Source organism: Bradyrhizobium sp. CCBAU 21365, assembly GCF_015291305.1.
GTDB classification, from domain to species: domain Bacteria; phylum Pseudomonadota; class Alphaproteobacteria; order Rhizobiales; family Xanthobacteraceae; genus Bradyrhizobium; species Bradyrhizobium elkanii.
Genome location: NZ_CP030036.1, coordinates 6,999,863 through 7,018,096, shown reverse-complemented (window position 1 = coordinate 7,018,096; position 18,234 = coordinate 6,999,863). Strand labels below are relative to the sequence as shown.

At 62.1% G+C, this 18,234-nt stretch carries 11 protein-coding genes and 1 pseudogene; 8 read left to right on the top strand and 4 right to left on the bottom strand.

Going from position 1 to position 18,234, the window contains the following annotated elements:
- Positions 1-6: 6 nt before the first annotated feature.
- Positions 7-1,041 carry a LacI family DNA-binding transcriptional regulator gene (locus tag XI02_RS33010; protein ID WP_016848473.1) on the bottom strand — a complete coding sequence of 345 codons (1,035 nt, stop codon included), beginning with the start codon at positions 1,039-1,041 and terminating at the stop codon, positions 7-9.
- 181 nt (positions 1,042-1,222) lie between these two features.
- Between XI02_RS33010 and XI02_RS33005 the strand changes: the two genes are divergently transcribed.
- From XI02_RS33005 to XI02_RS32970, 8 genes and pseudogenes are all read left to right on the top strand, one after another.
- Positions 1,223-2,524, top strand: a complete 1,302-nt coding sequence (locus tag XI02_RS33005; protein ID WP_172647318.1) for an ABC transporter substrate-binding protein — start codon at positions 1,223-1,225, stop codon at positions 2,522-2,524.
- Positions 2,525-2,581: 57 nt separating this feature from the next.
- Positions 2,582-3,469 carry a carbohydrate ABC transporter permease gene (locus XI02_RS33000; protein WP_194483249.1) on the top strand — a complete coding sequence of 296 codons (888 nt, stop codon included), beginning with the start codon at positions 2,582-2,584 and terminating at the stop codon, positions 3,467-3,469.
- 4 nt (positions 3,470-3,473) lie between these two features.
- Entirely contained in the window at positions 3,474-4,301 is an 828-nt protein-coding gene (locus XI02_RS32995) for a carbohydrate ABC transporter permease (RefSeq protein WP_016848476.1), read from the top strand.
- A 6-nt stretch (positions 4,302-4,307) separates the two neighbouring features.
- Positions 4,308-5,312, top strand: a complete 1,005-nt coding sequence (locus XI02_RS32990) for a zinc-binding dehydrogenase (protein ID WP_172647319.1) — start codon at positions 4,308-4,310, stop codon at positions 5,310-5,312.
- Positions 5,313-5,318: 6 nt separating this feature from the next.
- Positions 5,319-6,392, top strand: coding sequence for an ABC transporter ATP-binding protein (locus tag XI02_RS32985; RefSeq protein ID WP_075968360.1), 1,074 nt, complete (start codon positions 5,319-5,321; stop codon positions 6,390-6,392).
- Positions 6,389-7,348 carry a sugar kinase gene (locus XI02_RS32980; protein WP_018273190.1) on the top strand — a complete coding sequence of 320 codons (960 nt, stop codon included), beginning with the start codon at positions 6,389-6,391 and terminating at the stop codon, positions 7,346-7,348. Before XI02_RS32985 ends, XI02_RS32980 begins: the two co-directional genes overlap by 4 nt.
- Positions 7,345-8,382 carry a tagatose 1,6-diphosphate aldolase gene (locus tag XI02_RS32975; protein ID WP_016848480.1) on the top strand — a complete coding sequence of 346 codons (1,038 nt, stop codon included), beginning with the start codon at positions 7,345-7,347 and terminating at the stop codon, positions 8,380-8,382. Before XI02_RS32980 ends, XI02_RS32975 begins: the two co-directional genes overlap by 4 nt.
- Before the next feature lie 123 nt (positions 8,383-8,505).
- Positions 8,506-8,678, top strand: a pseudogene (locus tag XI02_RS32970) (IS21 family transposase); the annotation flags it as partial.
- Between the two features lie 105 nt (positions 8,679-8,783).
- Here XI02_RS32970 and XI02_RS32965 read toward each other — a convergent pair.
- Genes XI02_RS32965 through XI02_RS32955 form a run of 3 tightly spaced genes read right to left on the bottom strand, consistent with a single transcriptional unit; the run spans position 8,784 to position 18,063 of the window.
- The gene (locus tag XI02_RS32965) at positions 8,784-11,834 is read right to left on the bottom strand and encodes an NAD(P)-binding protein (RefSeq protein WP_172647320.1); all 3,051 of its coding nucleotides are present in this window, start codon (positions 11,832-11,834) and stop codon (positions 8,784-8,786) included.
- A gap of 11 nt (positions 11,835-11,845) precedes the next feature.
- Positions 11,846-14,056 carry an FAD/NAD(P)-binding protein gene (locus XI02_RS32960; protein ID WP_172647321.1) on the bottom strand — a complete coding sequence of 737 codons (2,211 nt, stop codon included), beginning with the start codon at positions 14,054-14,056 and terminating at the stop codon, positions 11,846-11,848.
- Complete coding sequence (locus XI02_RS32955) at positions 14,053-18,063, bottom strand: AAA family ATPase (protein WP_172647322.1); 4,011 nt, start codon at positions 18,061-18,063, stop codon at positions 14,053-14,055. The genes XI02_RS32960 and XI02_RS32955 overlap by 4 nt, the downstream gene beginning before the upstream one ends.
- Positions 18,064-18,234: the final 171 nt, after the last annotated feature.

Below are 18,234 nucleotides of genomic sequence, written 5' to 3'. Positions count from 1 at the left end.
CTCGCTTCAGGATTTGAGAGGGGGAGCCGTCGATTCACGGACCACCAGGGAGAAGTCGATCTCGCGATGCATGATGGTCTGCTCGCCGGCGAGGCTGCGCACCAGATATTCCCCGGCGCGCTGCCAGGTTTCTCCGGTCGGTACGTGGATCGTGGTCAGGCTCGGCCGCAAATGGCGGCTCCAGTCGAGATCGTCGAAGCCGACCACCGACAGGTCGCGCGGCACCGAAAATCCGTCGCGCTCCGCCTCGAGCAACACGCCGTAGGCGATCACATCGTTGCCGCAGACGACGGCGGTCGGACGATCCTTCAGGTTGAGGAGATAGCGGGCCGCTTCGCGCGCGTCGTCCAGCGTGTAGGGTACCTCGACATGCCATTGTGGAGGAAGCTCCAGGCCGTTCTCGGTGAGGGCGCGACGAAAGCCGGCGACGCGAGCGCTGGCGCGGTCGTTGTTGCGCTGGAGCGCCGAGACGATCCCGATGCGGCGGTGGCCAAGCTCGATGACGTGCGCGGCGGCGCGATGGGCGGCCGCTTCGTTGTTGGTTCCGACGCAAGGGTGGGGTCGATCAGGCTGGTAGATGCCGACATTGATGAAGGGAACCGCATTGTCCGCAAGCAACTTGCGCAGTCCGTCGTGATGGCAATCGCCGCGCAGCACAAGTCCATCGACGCCGCGGCTGATCAAATTGCGCGCTTGCTGCAATTCGACGTCGAGATCGTAGCCGCTCGTGGTGAGAAACAGCATGTATCCGACCGAGGAGAGGTACTGCTGGAGCGAGGCGATGCCGCGCGCGAACATCGTATTGTCGATTGTCGGAACGATCGCGCCGAGCGTGCGCGAGCGCCGTGACGACAGGATGCGCGCCGGCGCATGCGGGATGTAGCCGAGCGCGTCGATGGCCTGTTCGATGCGCGCCCGCAAGGAAGGGCTTACCGCATCGGGATTGTTGAGTGCGCGGGACACCGAGGCCGTGGAGACGCCGGCGCGGGCTGCGACGGCGCGGATGCCCTGTTTCACGGATTTGGCGTTGGTCAATCGCATCAATGTAACGTTACATTCGATGAGGCAAACCGCGTGGTAGCGGTAATCTTGTAAATTTGCCGCAGAATATGCAGTTTGTCCATTGCTTGACACGACCGATGTGAGGTCTAAATTGTAACCGTTTTCAAGCCGCGTTCAAATGGCCCGCCAGCTTAAGGCGGCCAGCCGGGAGGAGAGTTCGATGAAGGCCAGGATGCTCGCGACGCACGTCGCGTTGCCCGTTCTTGCGATTGTCGCCGTCAGCGCGCAGGCTCATGCGGCCGATTTCGACTGGATGAAGTTCAAGGGCAGGACCGTCACCTTTCTCGCCAACAACAATCCGGTCGCGCAGGCGCTGCTGACCTACAAGGCCGATTTCGAGAAGCTGACCGGCATGACCCTGAAGGTCGACGGCTATCAGGAACAGCAGATGCGCCAGCGTCTGGTCACCGTCATGAATGCGAACAGCGACGAGGTTGACGTGTTCATGACGCTGCCTTCGCGCGAGGGCGAGCAGTTCGCCGCGGCCGGCTGGTACGGCGATCTCACTGCGATGGCCAAGAACGAGGTGGCCAAGGAATACGACCCCGCCGGCTTGAGCCAGGCCTTGCTCAAGGCCGCGACCTTCGGCGGCAAGCTGACCAGCATGCCGATGAACATCGAAGGTCCGATCTTCTATTATCGTACCGACATCTTCAAGAAGTGCGGCATTGAGGCGCCAAACACCATCAAGGATGTCGAGGCGGCCGCCGAGAAGATCAAGACCTGCGACAGCGCCGTCACGCCCTTCGTCTCGCGTGGCCTCAAGCCCGCGGTCGCCTACACCTTCAGCAACATGCTGCACAACATCGGAGGCAGCTACATCGCAGGCGGCAAGTCGAACCTCTGCTCGGCCAAGGGCAAGGAAGCACTCGACACCTACAGCCGGCTGCTGCGCGACTTCGGTCCGCCGGGTGTGGTCAACTACAGCTTCCAGCAGATTTCGGCGCTCTACCGCAGCGGCCGCGCCGCGATGGCGTTCGAATCCTCGAATGAGTTGCGCACTGTGATGGAGGGCGGCGCGCGCCTGAAGGACACCGGTCTGTTGCCGTTCCCGGCAGGCGAGGCCGGCCAGGTGCCGACCACGATCGGCTGGGGCATGGCGGTGTCCTCGCACAGCAAACAGCCGGACGCGGCCTGGTACTTCGTGCAGTGGGCGACCAGCCCCGAGGTGCAGAAGAAGATGGCGCTCCAGGGCATTGCCCCGCCGCGGCCATCGGTCGCCAAGGATCCTGAGTACCGGAAATGGATCGACGAGGAGCCGGTGCGTAAGGAATGGCAGGGCGCACTCGACGTGCTTGCGACCAAGGGTTCATCGGAAGTCGGCTATCCCATCATTGCCAATCCGGAATCGCGCGAGTTCATCGGTCAGGCGGTACAAGATCTGATCCTGAAGCAGAAGAGCGTCGATCAGGCCTGTGCCGACGCAGACAAGGCGCTCGATGCGCTGATCGCGCAGAAGTAAAGGTCCGAGGCCGGCTTCGCGCCGGTCGGCATCTCATTCGATCAAGGACATGGACGCATGTCGGATACGGCTGCGACACTCACGCAGGATCGGCAGAGGCTGGAGATGTCGGCGCTCTCGGCGCCGGCGGTGATCTTCACGGTCGCGATGATCGCGTTTCCGGTCGTCTATACGATCTGGCTCGGCTTCCAGAATTTCTCCTCGACCGGCAAGCAGTCCTTCGCGGGTCTCGCCAATTACTCAAAGCTGATCTCCGATTACGAGTTTTGGCACGGGCTGTGGGTCACCATAGCGCTCTATGTGCTGTCGTTGGTGCTCCAGCTTGTCTTCGGCATGTGGCTGGCTCTGGTGTTGTTTCACGCCAAGCGCCTGCCGGGAATCGTGCGTTCGCTGTTCATCTCACCGTTCATGATGCCGCCGGTGGTGGCGGGCATGATGTGGCTCGTGATTCTCGATCCCTCGCTCGGGGCGGCCAATTACATCCTCCAGTCGTTCGGCCTGCCGCCGTCGGACTGGCTGGCGTCGCCGACCTGGGTCATTCCGACCGTCGCTCTGATCGACAGCTGGCAGTGGACGCCGTACGTCGCCTTGATCGTGCTGGGCGGCCTGCAATCCCTGCCGCCGAGCGTCTACGAGGCGGCGCAGATCGACGGAGCTTCGCCGTTCAAGACCTTCCAGCGCATCACTCTGCCGCTGCTGTTGCCGACCATCGTCACCGCGGCCATCCTGCGCAGCGTCGATCTCCTGCGTTTCTTCGACATCATCTACATCACGACTCAGGGCGGGCCGGGCAACGCCTCGAACACACTCAACATCTACGGCTTCCGGGTGGGTTTCGAGTTCTTCAACATCGGCTATGCCAGCGCCCTGATGCTGACGCTGACCGCGATCGTGTTCGGCGCCGTGCTCGCCTTCAACCGCCTGCGCGGCGCCGTGGCGTGGTGATGTCATGACGGATGCCGCCAACACCGACCGCTGGATCCGCTGGCTCAACACCGTCCAACTCGTGCTGGCCGGCGTGCTCATCATGGCCCCGACCGTCTGGATGGTGCTGTCCTCGTTCAAGCCGTCGTTCGAGGTGACGGCCTATCCGCCGACGCTGATCTTCACGCCAACGCTCGACAATTATGTCGAGCTGACGAAGACCACGCCGTTCCTCAGCTATGCGCTCAACAGCCTCATCGTCACCGTCGGCTCGACAGCGCTCGGCCTACTGTTCGGCATCCCGGCTGCTTTCGCCGTGTCCTGGACACGGATCTCGTGGCCGGCGATCCTGACGCTCGCCGCGCGCATGGCGCCCGGCACGCTGTTCCTGCTGCCGTGGTACGTCATGTTCCGGCAAATCGGCATGATCGGCTCCTACACCGCGCTGATCCTGAGCCACGCGGTCATCACGCTGCCGATCGTGATTTGGGTGCTGCTGCCATCCTTCGACGGCATCCCGCGCAGCGTCTTCGAGGCGGCGCAGGTCGACGGGTGTAGCGTCACGCGCATCCTCTGGCGCATCGCGCTGCCGCTGGTGGCGTCCGGCGTCGCCGTCTCGGCGATCCTCGCCTTCGTCTTCTCGTGGAACTACTTCCTGTTTGCGCTGGTGCTCTCCAACGGCGACACCAAGACGCTGATCGCGGCGGCCTTCAACTTCATCGGCGAAGGCTCGACGCAATGGGGCGCCCTCATGGCCGCGGCGACGCTGATCGCGCTGCCGCCGCTGGTGTTGGCGGCTCTGGTGCAGCGCTGGCTGGTGTCCGGACTGACGCTCGGCGCGGTGAAAGGTTAGTATCTGATGAACGTGTCACCCCGTCCGAATTCGATCATGCAGGCCGCGGTCTTCCACGGCAACGACCGCATCACCATTGAGCGCGTGGCAATGCCCGACGTCGGCACGGGTGAAGTGCTCGTGCGCGTTTCGCGCACCGCGCTGTGTGGTTCGGACTTGAAGCTCTGGCACAAGGGCGCAGAGTTCACTGCCGGACACGAAATCTTTGGCGTCGTCGAGCAGCCCGGTCACCGGCTGCATGGTCGGCGCTGTGCCGTCTATATTCCCTTGCATTGCGGCCACTGCGCCGCCTGCAAGCGCGGCGACACCCAGATGTGCCTGGAGGTCTCGAGCCTGATCGGCTGGAACCGGCCGGGCGGCTATGCCGAATATGTTCCGGTGCCGGAAAACTGTTTGCTGCCGGTGCCTGACGATATCGAGGACAGCCTCGCGCCGCTGCTGCTCGACACCATCGGCACGTCGGGCCACGCCGTCCGCTTCGTCAGCCGCGTGGTGCCGCCGGGTGAGGCCGGACCTGTTCTTGTCATGGGCGCCGGGCCAGTGGGTCTCGGCGTCGTGCTGGCGCTCCGCGCGCTCGGCTACAACGACATCCACGTCGCCGACCCCAATGCGACGCGGTTGACGATCGCGCAATCCTTCGGAGCGAAGGCGCATCCCGTCGGCGACACATCGCAGCGCTTCGCTCTCATCATGGAATGCTCCGGTGCGCATGCGGCGCGCAATCTCGGCATCGAGCTTGTCCTGCCCCGTGGCGCGCTGGTGCTGGTCGGCGAGAACGCCGCGCCCTGGACCATCGAAGAAGGCAAGGTGTTCCGCCGCAAGGACTTCTACATGATCCGGACCTTCTACTTCCCGGTCTCGGATTTCGAGCCGAACATCGAGCTGCTGCGCAAGTTCAAGGACGAATACCGCGTCCTCGTCGACGGCGAGTTCGGCCTGTCGGCCCTGCCTGAGAATTTCGCCCGCTTTGCCAGGGGCGAGCTGATCAAGCCGGTACTGGCGCTGGGTTAGGCGATCATGGCCTCGATCTCGATCCGCAACCTCGTCAAGCGCTACGGCAATTTCACCGTGATCCCCGATCTCAATCTGGAGATCGCGGACCATGAATTCGTCGTGTTCGTGGGGCCATCCGGATGTGGCAAGTCGACACTGCTACGAATCATCGCGGGTCTCGAGCCGATCACGTCCGGGGACCTCTACATCGGCGACAAGCGCGTCAACGGCGTGCAAGCGGCACAGCGCGACATCGCGATGGTGTTCCAGGACTACGCGCTCTATCCGCACATGCGCGTCTACGACAACATGTCGTTCGCATTGGAGTTGCGGGGAACGCCGAAGGCGGAGATCGATGCGCGCGTGAAGCGTGCCGCCGCGCTCCTGCACATCGAGCCCTATCTCGATCGCAAGCCGAAGGAGCTCTCCGGCGGACAGCGCCAGCGCGTCGCCATGGGCCGTGCGATTGTGCGCAATCCCAAGGCGTTTCTGTTCGACGAGCCGTTGTCCAACCTCGACGCAAAACTGCGCGGGCAGGTGCGGGCCGAGATCAAGGCGCTATCGCAGGAGCTCAAGACCACCATGGTTTTCGTGACCCACGACCAGATCGAGGCCATGACGATGGCCGACCGGATCGTGGTGCTCCAGGGCGGGACGATCCAGCAATACGACACGCCGGAGACGGTCTACGAGCGGCCGGCCAACCAGTTCGTCGCCGGCTTCATCGGCTCGCCCGCCATGAACTTTTTCCCGGTCGAATGGCGCGGGGAGCGCGCGATCCTTTCGCAAGGCGCAGAGGCGATGCCGCTGGATGGCGAGACCGCAAGCCACCTGCGCCGGGCCGGCAGCGCGATCCTCGGCGTTCGTCCCGAGCATTTCGTCGCGGCCACTGATACGGCCGATAGCGTTGCGATCAACGTCAAGCTCGTCGAGCCGCTCGGCTCGGACACCCTGATTCATTTCGATCTCGCCGGCGTCTCCGCGATTGCAAGGGTCGATCCGTCGTTGCGGCCCAAGCTCGGCGATCGCCTCAGCCTTCGGCCGCAGCCGGGCAAGACGCATTTGTTCGATGCAGCGAACGGGCAGGTCTTGCGGTGAGCGCATCGGCGAATATCGAAGATCTTTCGGCGCTCGCGGATGTGGCGTCCGGAGCCAGGTGTGTCCAGGTAATCTGCCTTGGGCTATCCGCGCTTGATCAGGTCTGGCGCGTCGATCGGCTCTTTGCGGGCAACAGCGAGAAGATAAAGGCCATCGACTACGGTACCCTTGGCGGCGGAATGGCCGCCAATGCCGCGGTCGCGGTCGCACGGCTCGGTGCCTCCGTCGCGTTCTGGGGGCGGGCAGGGGACGATGCCGCCGGGCACGAGATGCGGTCGGCTTTTGCTGCCGAAGGTGTCGAGGTCGAGAATTTTCGGCTGTTTCCCGATGGCCGTTCTTCGGTCTCAGGGATCATTGTCGACAGTTCGGGCGAGCGGCAGATCGTGAACTTCCGTGGTCTCTTTCCGGAAGCGGCCGATTGGCTTCCGCTTGAAGCCGTCGCTCGCGCATCCTCGGTGCTGGCCGATCCGCGCTGGGTGGAGGGCGCCGCGACGCTGTTTCGCGAGGCGCGTGCGCGCGGCATACCGACGGTGCTCGACGGCGACATGGCTGATGCCGAGGTATTCGAGAGACTGCTGCCGCTGACCGACCACGCGATCTTCTCCGAGCCCGCGCTCGCTTCGTTCGCCGGATCTGCCAAAGACGAATCTCTCGCAGCACTGGCGCGCTTCCGCTGCAGCGTCATCGCCGTCACGCGCGGCGAGGGTGGCGTCAGTTGGTACGAGAATGGCCAGCTGCACCGGCGCGCCGCCTATGCCGTCGATGTCGTCGATACCACCGGTGCCGGCGACGTCTTCCACGGCGCTTATGCCCTTGCGATCGGCGTCGGCCTCGATGTGCGCAACGCCATGGCGTTTTCTGCAGCCACGGCCGCGATGAAATGTCGCCACGCCGGTGGCCGCAACGGAATCCCCACCATCAACGACTGTCTTGCATTCATGAGGACGAAGCCATGAGGACGATTGGAAAGAACCGCGGGCTGGGACGCCTTGCTGACGCGGAAGGCCACTTTCGCATGGTCGCGCTGGATCAGCGGCCGCCGCTGTTCGATGCCATTGCGAAGGCGAAGGGCATCACGCGGGATCAGGTCGAATATTCCGACGTCACTGCGGCCAAGCGGCTCCTCGTGGAAAACCTCGCGCCGCATTGCAGTTCGATGCTGTTCGACCCGAATTTTGCCGTGCCCGCCGCGATCGATCTGTTGCCGCCGCGCTGCGGTCTGATCATGACGCTGGAGGAGCATCGCGTCGAGGAAACCGCGGGCGGACGCAAGTCGCGCGCGATCGCCAACTGGAGTGTGGAGAAAATTCGCGCCATGGGCGGCGACGCCGTCAAGGTGCTGGCCTGGTATCGGCCGGATGCGGACGCCGCGGTAAACCAGCATCAGAAGCGGTTCGTGCGCGAGATTGGCGAGGAGTGCGCCCGCCACGACGTTCCCTATGTTCTTGAACTGCTGGTCTATCCGTTCCTTGGTAGCGCCAATCACACCGCCGATTATGTGGAATCGCCTGGCAAGCTCCCGGGCCTCGTCATCGACAGCGTGCGCGAGTTTGCCAAGCCCGAATACGGCGTCGATCTGCTGAAGCTTGAGAGCCCTCTCGCGGCCAACAGCCTGCCGGCCCGTGACGGCAGCACCGAAGCCAGGGCCGCGCAGAAGGAATTCGATGCGATCGGCGATATCTGCCGTGAGCGGAGCATTCCCTGGGTCTTGTTGTCGGGCGGCGCCGCGCCGGAAAAATTCGAGCGCGTCCTCGACTTCGCCTATGCCGCGGGCGCGGGCGGTTTCCTCGCGGGCCGCACCATCTGGCTCGATGCCGTCCTGAAGAATTTCCCGGACCTTACGGCGGTTTCGGCGAGCCTGCGCAAGGATGGCCTCGGCGTGCTTGAGCGGCTCAACAAGCTGACGACGGCCAAGGGCACGCCGTGGAAGGCGCGCTTTCCTGTATTCACCGATATCAAACAGGAGGGCGACTTCGCGCGCGCCTATTGAAATGGTAACGGCTCGCGCGATCACGTGTCGTGCGGCATCATCCTGCGCTGCCCTGCTCCGAAGCAGCCTCCCTAAGGTCGGGCTGTTGCGCTGCCTGCTTTGGAATGAAGCAGGTGGTCGGGGATGCTGGTCGTGGAGACGATTGCGCGGATACGGCGCGAGCACTTCATCAAGGGCAAGACGATCAAGGAGATCGTCCGCGACCTGAAGTGTCGCGGAACACGGTCCGGAAGGTGCTGAGGTCGGGAGAGACCTCCTTCGAGTACGAGCGGCAGGTACAGCCACGACCAAAGCTGGTCGACTCTCGCCGTTTTGATGGCGGTCGTCATCCTAAGAGCTTCGTACGAGCGCGGTGTCTTGGCGACCATTGAGCGAATTAGTGGCGCCAAGCTTCCAGGCCGTCAGCGTCGTACCAAGATACGGCCCAGCAATGCCGTGCTGTACTCGCCGGTGGCCCTCGCCAGATTTCTTGCGCTCGAACTCGGCCGCCCGGCCGGAAAGTTGAAGGGCAGGCTGAGCGTCCAAGGCGCGATGAACCGGAATCCCCAAGCGTCGTCCTTTTGCGGCGGCTTTGAGATCGGTGCGAGTTCGATCTCCTCTGCCTTATGGGCGAAAGGCGAGGATAGCGCGATCTTGCCTTTGATGGGTTGAACGACCGCACCGCCAAGACCGTATTTCAGCATCGAGTAGATGAAATTGCCATCCGGCTGGACGCCGACCAGAGGCTGATCCAGTTTGTCGCGGATTTGCTTGATGACGAGATAGCTGTCGATGCCACCGGGCACGCCGTCGCGCTCGAACCAGGTTCTTATGGTGCCGGATGAGCTTCGCATGGAGAAGGAGTCATTGTCATCCTGGATTCGTGCGACCTGTTTGTTGAAGCCGTAAAGATTCTGGCCGATCAACGTGGCTGCCAGCGAGCTCACAAACAAATGCGGCATGTAGCTGAACAGGACGTTCTGCAATGAAGGTGCGTTCTTATGGATAACGTCGGGAATCAGCTGGGCTATTTCCAGGTAGTGCGCGCCGCCGAAGGGTAGTGGTCCCGGACGCACGTTGCGTTGCCGGGCAAAGATCAGGACGACATGATGCGGTGGCTCGGGGATATGCTCCGGTGTCTCTTCCGTGTTGCCATCGGGCGACGCGCCGTAATGCGCTGTCTTGATCGTGCTGTGGGGCGCTGGAGGTTCGAGGAGTGTCAGCCCATCGGGTAGCATTTTCTCGAGTTCGGAGCGCGACCGTTGTTGGACGACGCAGAACGCCTCGATTTCGCCGGTGCCGGCGACGGCGTTTGTGGCAAGCTTGCGCAGCAGGTCCAATGCCGGCAACAAGGCGGTTGGCAGCGAAACGTCGTCGAAGTCGTTGGCGTTTGGCATGGCAATATCTACTCCTGCAATTGCGGCTGCCGCAGAGCGGCCCGCCATGACCGATGCTTCAATACAACCCGCATTAATACCGGTACGAACCCAGTCGCCGGCGAGAAAGAGATTGTCGACCCCCGAATTGCCGGCCTCCATGCGTTTGAACACGCTGCCAGGAACTGATAGCACATATCGGTCCGAGGGATTGATGTTCACCCGCGGATATTGCGCGAAGAACCGCCTTCGAGTCGGGGGGCAATAAGCACGATAGTCGAAGAATCGCTCCCAACGAATGGCATGGCCGGGGCCTTCAATTCCGGGCCACAAGAAGTGAAGGTTGTTCTCGACCCAGTGCAGCATCCTTCGCCTCTGCCGCGCGAGCATCCTGGCCGGATAGCTGTGTTCGCAGAACGGGGGCGGCGGATCCGCGGGATCGTCGACCAGGGAGCCGACGAAGTATGCCAACCCCTTGGGAGGCGGTTGAGGCCATTTTTCCAGCGGCAACATCAGGCTCAGGTCGGCCCAGGTATCGAGCGGCAATACGAATCCCGAAAGAGCCGTTCGATCCTGCTTGCAACCGAGCTCTCGCATGCCGACGCTTGTCCATGCTTGAAAGGCTACCGTCGCCGTCGTCTTGATGGCATCGACCATCTCTCGCCAGCCGGGCGTGTGGCAGATCAGGTCCTTGCATATCGTGCGGAATGCGCCGATGCCGATGCCGAGCACGACATCGTCGAAGTCCCTCCCTCGCAGCAACTTCCGGGGAGGGTCGACGCCGGGCCACTTCGTCCACGCCGATTCCAGGTCTATTCTTTGGTCTCGCAGATCCTGCCCTTGGACCAGCTGACAGGAGTCTGGATGGGAAGGCCAGCTCGGGATTGTGCCATCTGCGCCGATCCAGATCAGCGGATCGTAAGAATTGCCGGAGTGGGTTGTCGCCTGAACGGTGGTGTCGATGAATTCGATCGAAGCTTTGTCTTGAGACAGTCCGATGTGCTCGACCTTGGTAAAGAATTCGAACTTGACGTGGCGTTTCGTGAGAACCTGGTAGAGCGGAGCGAACAGCAGCTCGCCCATGGTCGCCTTGAGAAGGTAGAAGAACGACCCGCGATATGTGAAGAGCAGCTTCAATAGGATGCGGGTGCCGGTGCCAGCCGCCACATTCCTGCAGGGAATGACATTCCCGCGTTCATCCGTGTGGCTACCGAAGAACCCGAACACATAATCATAGCAGCCACGGACGATGGCGGAATCCAGCGCCGAATCCGAGCAGCCGTTCGACCTCATCCAATCGGTCCACTCCTGATGGTCGATGCAGTCGAAGCCCTGCCACAGCACGCCGTCGCTCAACATGCCGATCGCGATCGTCAGCGCGACCTCCGCCACGACCTCGCGCGGGTCGCGAGACATGGCGGCCGACGCCGGCTTGCCGCAGAGCTGAGTCCGCGCATGCCTTAGTATCGTCTGTAGTTCGGCGGCGTCACTCGGGCTGACCGCCCTGGGATCCTGCGGCAGGATATCGACCTTCGCCCGCGCCGTTCTGAAAGGACCGTCGGTTGCTCCGGCCGCCACAGCGGAGTGCTGGGTCCCCTCCGGCCATTGGTCCGTGAAGCCAGCGATCGACTGGCTCTGCTGCACCGAGCATTCGAGCAGTGAGCGCAGAAAATCGATGAGCGAGAATGCGGGACGCGGTGTGCCCGGAATTCCTTCATGGGGTGGAATGTCGATAGTCCATGAAGCCCAACCCGAATTGAACGGCTCCATGAGCACGGATCGATCGAGGCCCTCGAAGGCGTTCTCGCGTGATCCGAACGGCGGGCTGAGATCGAGATCGTTCATCGCGGCATAAAGCCGGTCGACCAGTTCGAATGCGTTATCGTAAAAGCCGGTCCAGACATGAAGTCCGTGTTCCTCGGCGCGATACCCTTTTTCCTTGTCGCGGCCGACCGCTCCCTTGCCGCCAAGCCGCCAGCCGATCGTGTAGACGGTGATGTCGAACAGTTGATGCAGGGGATCCTGCTCCGTCAGCTCGAACGCCGCGCTGAGCGCCGCGACACCGCCTCCCAGGATTGCAATCTTTCTGCGCGCCATGCAGCCAATCCTCATTCAGCGGGAGCGGGCGCGCAGCTGCGCATAACATCACAGAGAGACAGATATTGTCGGGTCGCGTGAAGAAAACGCTCGCCGGGAATTTCGAGCTCTGCGCCGGTGATCGCGCGCGCCGCCTGCATTCCCGAGATCACGGCTGTTTCAACGCATTCGGTGTTGAAGCCGGTGTCGATCCAGGTTCCGGCGAGGTACAGGTGCTTGAAGCCGGACTCGTCGGTCTTCAGGCGCCAGGCGCTGGTGCCGGCCGCCGTCGCGACACAGCAATCCCAGGGACTGACATTGGCTTTGACGTGCTGCGCCCTGATCCGGCGATAGTCGTCGCGATCCTGGTCGTCGTAGAGCACGGTCCAGTCAAACGCACCGTTCGTCATTACCTTCGGCCAGATGAATTTAGCCTTGTGCTCGAGCCAATCCAACGTCTTGAGATAGGCCAGCAGATTTGCCATCTCCTGGGCATGCCGGCTTGTCCGCGGCGCTGCGTACAATTTCGAAGGGAAGACGTCACAGAGGTAGTGAAGCGAGTAGGGAGGGTCGCGGCGCTCATATCGCAGGAGCTGAGACATGTCCGCCCAGATGTCGAGAGGATTGGGGCCTGACACCAGCGCCGGCTTTTGTCCGGACCAGCCGAGGCCGGCAAGCGGGCGCGTGCTCCAGAGCTGAACTGCGATACTGGGCACCAGGCGAAGCTTTGCCGCCATATTCCAGAAGTCGGTGCTGTAGTTGTAAAGGTCGTCGAACGGCTCGTGCTTTGCTTCAATGCTAGATAGGCCCGGTCCGGGCGGTCGCTCGACACTTTTGTTACCCGTGAACTTCTTGAAAGCGCCGAGCGGTATCGCCAGGACGACATCGTCGAAATCGTCGATTCGTGTCTTTACGTCGGTGCCGACCCGCTCGTTGCACCAGAACGATTCAAAATCAACGCAGCCGTTGGGGGGGACGTCGAGGTGAAGCCAGTCGGGTTGGCTGCTCCAGCCGAACAGTCCATGGCCAATCGGTACGGTCCATTCATAGCCGGACTTCGGTATCGCCTGCACGTCAAAGTGCAGTGAATCGACAGATCGCCCATCCGACGAGACCCGGATATCGGTCAGTTTGTGAAAGAACCGAAACTCGACGTCTCGCTGCTTGAGTATCTCGAACAGGGGAGCGACAATCACTTCGCCTGCACCGGCCTGCAGCTCCCACGCCACGGCTCCTTGATAGGTTCCGAGTGCTCGAAGCAGGACCTGGACCGCGGTTCCTGCGCCGTAGCTCGCGTTGGCGATGTCTCCGTCCGGATACTGAAACATCGTGTCGTAGAGCGCTCTCACCATTGGCGACTGCTTGACCAGTGAGGGCTCGGCGCCATGACGAACCAACCAGCGGCGAAAGTCCTCGCCGTCCATCTGCTGGATGGATCGTTGCTCAATCACGATGTCGTCGAAAATGCCGTCCACCAGCGGCCACGCTAGTCGCAAGGCCTGGTCGAACAAGTGACCGGCTGCGGTATTCGCAAAGGTCATATGACAACTGGCGCCGGCAGCGCCCTGAAGCACCCGGCGGACCAATTCCATGTCCGCGGGGCCAAACGAGATCATGTCTTCGTCGAGATGCAACAGCCATGCCGAGGCAATCTCCAGACAGGTTCTGGCCGTCACCACACCGAGTAGTCTTGAGGGTGGAAACTGCGGATCGTCGCGCATTTTGATCGTTTCGATCGAAACTTCGTCGAGCTTGACGATCGGCGAGTCTGACCCGAGCGCATAATCGTGGAAGGCGATCAACAGCCCTATCGCGTGCGACAGACAATTGGCGATGCTGAGGTCAGCCGGTTCTCTGCCGGGTATACCGACTTTCTTCGATGTCGGAAAGCTGACGTCATACACGCTCGGCTTGGCCCCATCGGGATCGCCGATCGGCGTGTAACCCTGCGGGAGAATCAAGCAGTTCAATCCGACTGTCGGTCCTTCCCGCGGCAAATTTTGGTAAACCTCCTCCAACATCTGGAAGGCGTTCAGGTAGTGGCCGAACCAGATATGCAGGCCATGCTCGATGTTGCGGCCCTGCGCATCGCGCCCGCTGGCGCACTTGCCTCCGAGCCGCCATCCCAGCTGGTAGACCGTGACGTGATACTGCTTGCGCAATTCCGGGGTAAGGCTGAGCTGATAGGCGGCGGAAAGTCCCGCCATTCCGCCGCCCACGATGATGATGCGGCGTTGACTCAAGTCTGTCTCCATTGCGACGACAGCGATGGATGGACACGTTTCAGTTCGGCGAGTTCCTTGGCGGCGCCGAGGCGTTCAAAGATGTCAGCCGCCTGCCGCAGGCGAGACTCACGCTCAGGATCGCTCGCGCTGATCGCAAGGCCGGTTCGATAGATCGCCTGCGCCTGCTCGCGGGGGGTTTGCAGCAGCTCGGCCATTTTGGCGGCGCGCTTCCAATTCTCGAGCGCCCGCGCCGGTTGACCGGTCAGGAAGCGCAATCGGCCGTTCATTAACAGACTGTAGAGACGGCAGATCGGCGATGTTCGAGCGAGCCGGGAAAGCTCCCGGCACGCCAGCTTCGCCTGGCTTTGAATGTTCGGAGAGACCGAGCCGGAAGCTCGCTCCCAATGGCTCAGTAAGACATCGGCGATTCCTGCCGGTCCGAAGGCATATCCGCCCCACACAACGCCGCATTCGCGCAAGATTGGAAGTCCCCGTTCCGCAAGCTCAAGGGCGACTGCGACCTCGCCGCGCTCGAGATAGCCGGCCGCGGCCACGCCCGTGCAAAGCAATTGTTCCGTGCGGATCAACCGCTGACCCGCCAACGCTTTCAGTTTGTCGAGGCATCCGTTATCAGCCCCGCCCCGGGTGATGTCGATCAATGCCCGCAAGGAAAGACTCCAAGCGCGGATCTGCGGCGGGGAATCGTCGGAGAGTTCCGCGAACAGCCTGGCAAGCCGCTCGTCGGCGAGCGAAATATATCCCCGCAACAGCGCGATGAAGATCAACATCGTCTCGCTGTTCTGCGCACGCTTTCGGTCTCCCAAGCGCTCGTAACAACGTCTTGCATGTTCGCCATGCGCCTCGGCATTGTCCCATTCGGCGAGGCCATAAGAGAGAACGCCGAGAACGAGTCGGACCCGCGCGATCTCTGGCAGCGAGCCGTAATCTTCCGCCAATTGGATCGCGCGCGCTCCGTAGGTGCGGCCGATCCCCACCATGCCGGACATCCCCATTCCGAGGGCCAGCGCGCTGTATCCTCGAATCGTCTCTGGGGTCGCGCCGCATTTTTCGGCCAGGTTCAACGAGGCCAGGGTTCCGTTGAGCACGGCCAGCGAGTCGTTCTGGTAAAAATACTGCTCCGACAGAAATTCGTGCATATGAGCGACGCGCTGCATGTCGGACCTGTCCTGCTCAGCCAGGTCCACTTGTTTCGACGAAGTAAATCGTAACCTCAACTGGGTTGCGGCGTTGCGAACAAGCGCGCCGATTCGTTCGGTCTTGCTCGCCGGGAGACGATGACCAAGCAACTCCATCGCGCGTTGGTAGTGGTTGGCCGAGCTCTCGTAGTCCGACAATTCGTGACAGGCATCGCCGAGGATGACCTCCCAAGCCGCCTTGCGGCTGCTTCCGATCTGGATCGCTTCGCGCTGCGTGAGATCGAATAGCTTCTCCACGTAACGGATCGCTTCGCGATTTGCCGAGTTGTTGCGCGACTGTTGCGCCGCAAGCTCGAGGTAAGTGATCGCCCGCAACGGCTCACCGCCAAGCTCGAGATGCCTTGCCAGGCGCGCATAATTCGGTTGCAGCTCCTCGGCGTGATGCTGCTCGATGAAGCCGGCAATCCGCCGATGGAGGGTCCTTCGCTGCGCAACAGACAAGACATGATAGGCAACCTCCATCGTTATGGAGTGCCTAAACACAAAGGACAGTGGCTTCGTCTCGCGATCGAGTTGCAGGAAGTCGGAGTCGATCAGTCGGCGGATGCATTCCGCCTTGGTGGCAGCGGACAACTCCGGGACGATTTGATCCAGCAACTCGGAGGAGAAGGCGTCGCCGACAGCACTGGCGGCCTTGAGCACCAGCTGGTCGTCGAGCGATAGCAGGTCGATCCGGCTGACGATTGCGCGTTCAACGCTGGTCGAGAGCGAGATGCTGGACTCGGCGAGACTCTGTTCGTCGAACGAACAAATCCCCCGCGTAACCTGAATCTTTCCGGTATCCCTGAGCGCGAGCGCGAGCTCCTCGCTGAAGAACGGATTTCCGCTGGCATGACCGTAGACATATCGCACTAATTCCGGCGGAACCTCGGACGATCTCAGGCGCCGCTTCACCAGCAGCCGCACGTCGTCGCGCGACAGCCGGTCGAGCCGCAGCTGCAGCGACGAGGCGAGTTCGACGGCAAGGCGCTGCTCTGCGATCGTTGTCGTCTGGGTCCGCTGGGTAACCACGATCAGGAAGTCAGAAAGCCGGCGCGCGACGGCGCCGAGCAGTTCGATCGAGGGGCCGTCGAACCAGTGGACGTCCTCCATCAGGAGGATGCGAACGCTCGATCGGCGTAGGATGAAGATCACGAGTTCTTCGATCGCGCTCGCGCGAGCCGAGCCGACGATCTGTTCGGTGAAGGCGAATTCGGAAAATCCCAGTGGAATGACTTCTTCGAGCAGCGGAAGCCAATTCAGCAGCGACTCGTTTTCGAGCAGCGCTTCCGACAATTCGCGTCGAACCCGCAGTCCGTCACCCGGTCCTTCAAACTGCAAGATCTGCCGCAACACGGCGCGCCACACGAAATAGGGCGTCGATCTTTCGATGGCCGTGGCATTTGCGATCAGGACGGCGTGATTGTCGGCCTGCGCCGATCCGATGAAGTCTTCGAGCAGGCGCGATTTTCCGATGCCGGCTTCACCTGCAATGAGGACGAGCTTACCGGTTCCCGTCTTCAGACCGTCGAGGCAGCTCCTGAGCATCGCGGCTTCGCTGACGCGGTCAATGATGGTGCGCCGGGGCGGAGCATGGAAATCGTCGGACACTGCCGCCGGGCTGAACGCCAACATCGATGCGCCCGTCCCCTTGACCTGGAGATGTGGCAGCAGGTTGAACACGATCCTGCGCCCGACGGCCTGGGCCGTCGTGGCGTCGCAGACGATGTCGCCCTGTGCGGCCTCGGCGAAATGCGCGGCCACATTGATCGCCTGCCCAAAAATCCCGAACGTCCTTTGATGGAGGCCGCCATAGTTGCTGCAGAACAGGCGGCCCGTCGCCATGCCGACAGAAATAGGAATGGCCTTCGCTTCCAGCTGGCGACGGAGGCGCAGACACGCCTCGACGGCTCTGAAGGGATCGTCTTCGTGGGCAAGCGGAGCCAATCCGAAGACGAGCGTGAGAGTCAGGCCCTTGTCGTCCATCAGGACCTGATGAACGGTTCCCTCGAGCCGTTCGGCGATTTGCTGGACGTCAACGACGAAGGCCTGCAGTCTCGTCAAGAAATCATCATCGAAAATGAAATCGGGAAGGCCGACCCGCGCCACTGTGAGCGTGCGAAACTCGCCGACCCAGTCGCTGGCGTCGGCCTTGTCCGTGTGGCTTCCGAAGATAGTGCCGATTATCGGTGCCACGGCACTAGGCGAGTTCATTCCAAGGAGCCGCGCCCCATAGGGCATGGGTTCGAGTTCGCACGAGCCCGAGCCCGCCAACAGCCGCGCGGCGTTTGCACACAACGCGATGTCGCCGATCTCGGCCTTCTGATAAGCGAGGCCGATGCTGTAGAAGGGGGCACCGGCTGCAACATAGTGCCATTTGTCCTGCCAACCGCCGAGCCTGCAGAAGAACACTTCGCCGGTTTCTACTGCCGTACGCGCATTGATCGCTTCTCGGCCCGGCCCGGCGGTCATGGCCTGTCGCAGCGCAAGGCCGCAGCGTACGGCCTGCGCGGTAGCGACTGCAGCGTCCGGATCGACCCAAATCGCGAGAATGGCGTCGCCGGCGAAAGCGACGATGTCGCCTCCCGCTGAATCGATCACGTCGGCCAGTATCGCAAAGCAATCGTTGATGAAGTAGGTAAGGCTTTCGGCGCCGTCGCCGGCAGCGCGGTCGGTCTTCGCCGTGAAGCCAGCAATGTCGATAAGCAGTACTGCCGCGGTCCGGGCTTCCGCGCGAGGGTTGTTTGACCAGTCCTGAGACTGGAGGCGTGCATTCACCCATTTTGGCGTGTGGGCGGCTTGCTCCCTTGCGACAGCTCCGGCAGGCATTGCACGACCTCGGCTCAATGGAGCCGGAATGGAACCCTGTCTTGGAGAGAAAATCAACAAACCAGCGGCTCGCGGACCGCCGGGAGACCGTCAGCGGTCTTGTCCAATTGCTCGACACTATGCCTTTATGTCTAAAATGCCTTTTATCACTTTGGTGGCATGCGAGCTGTG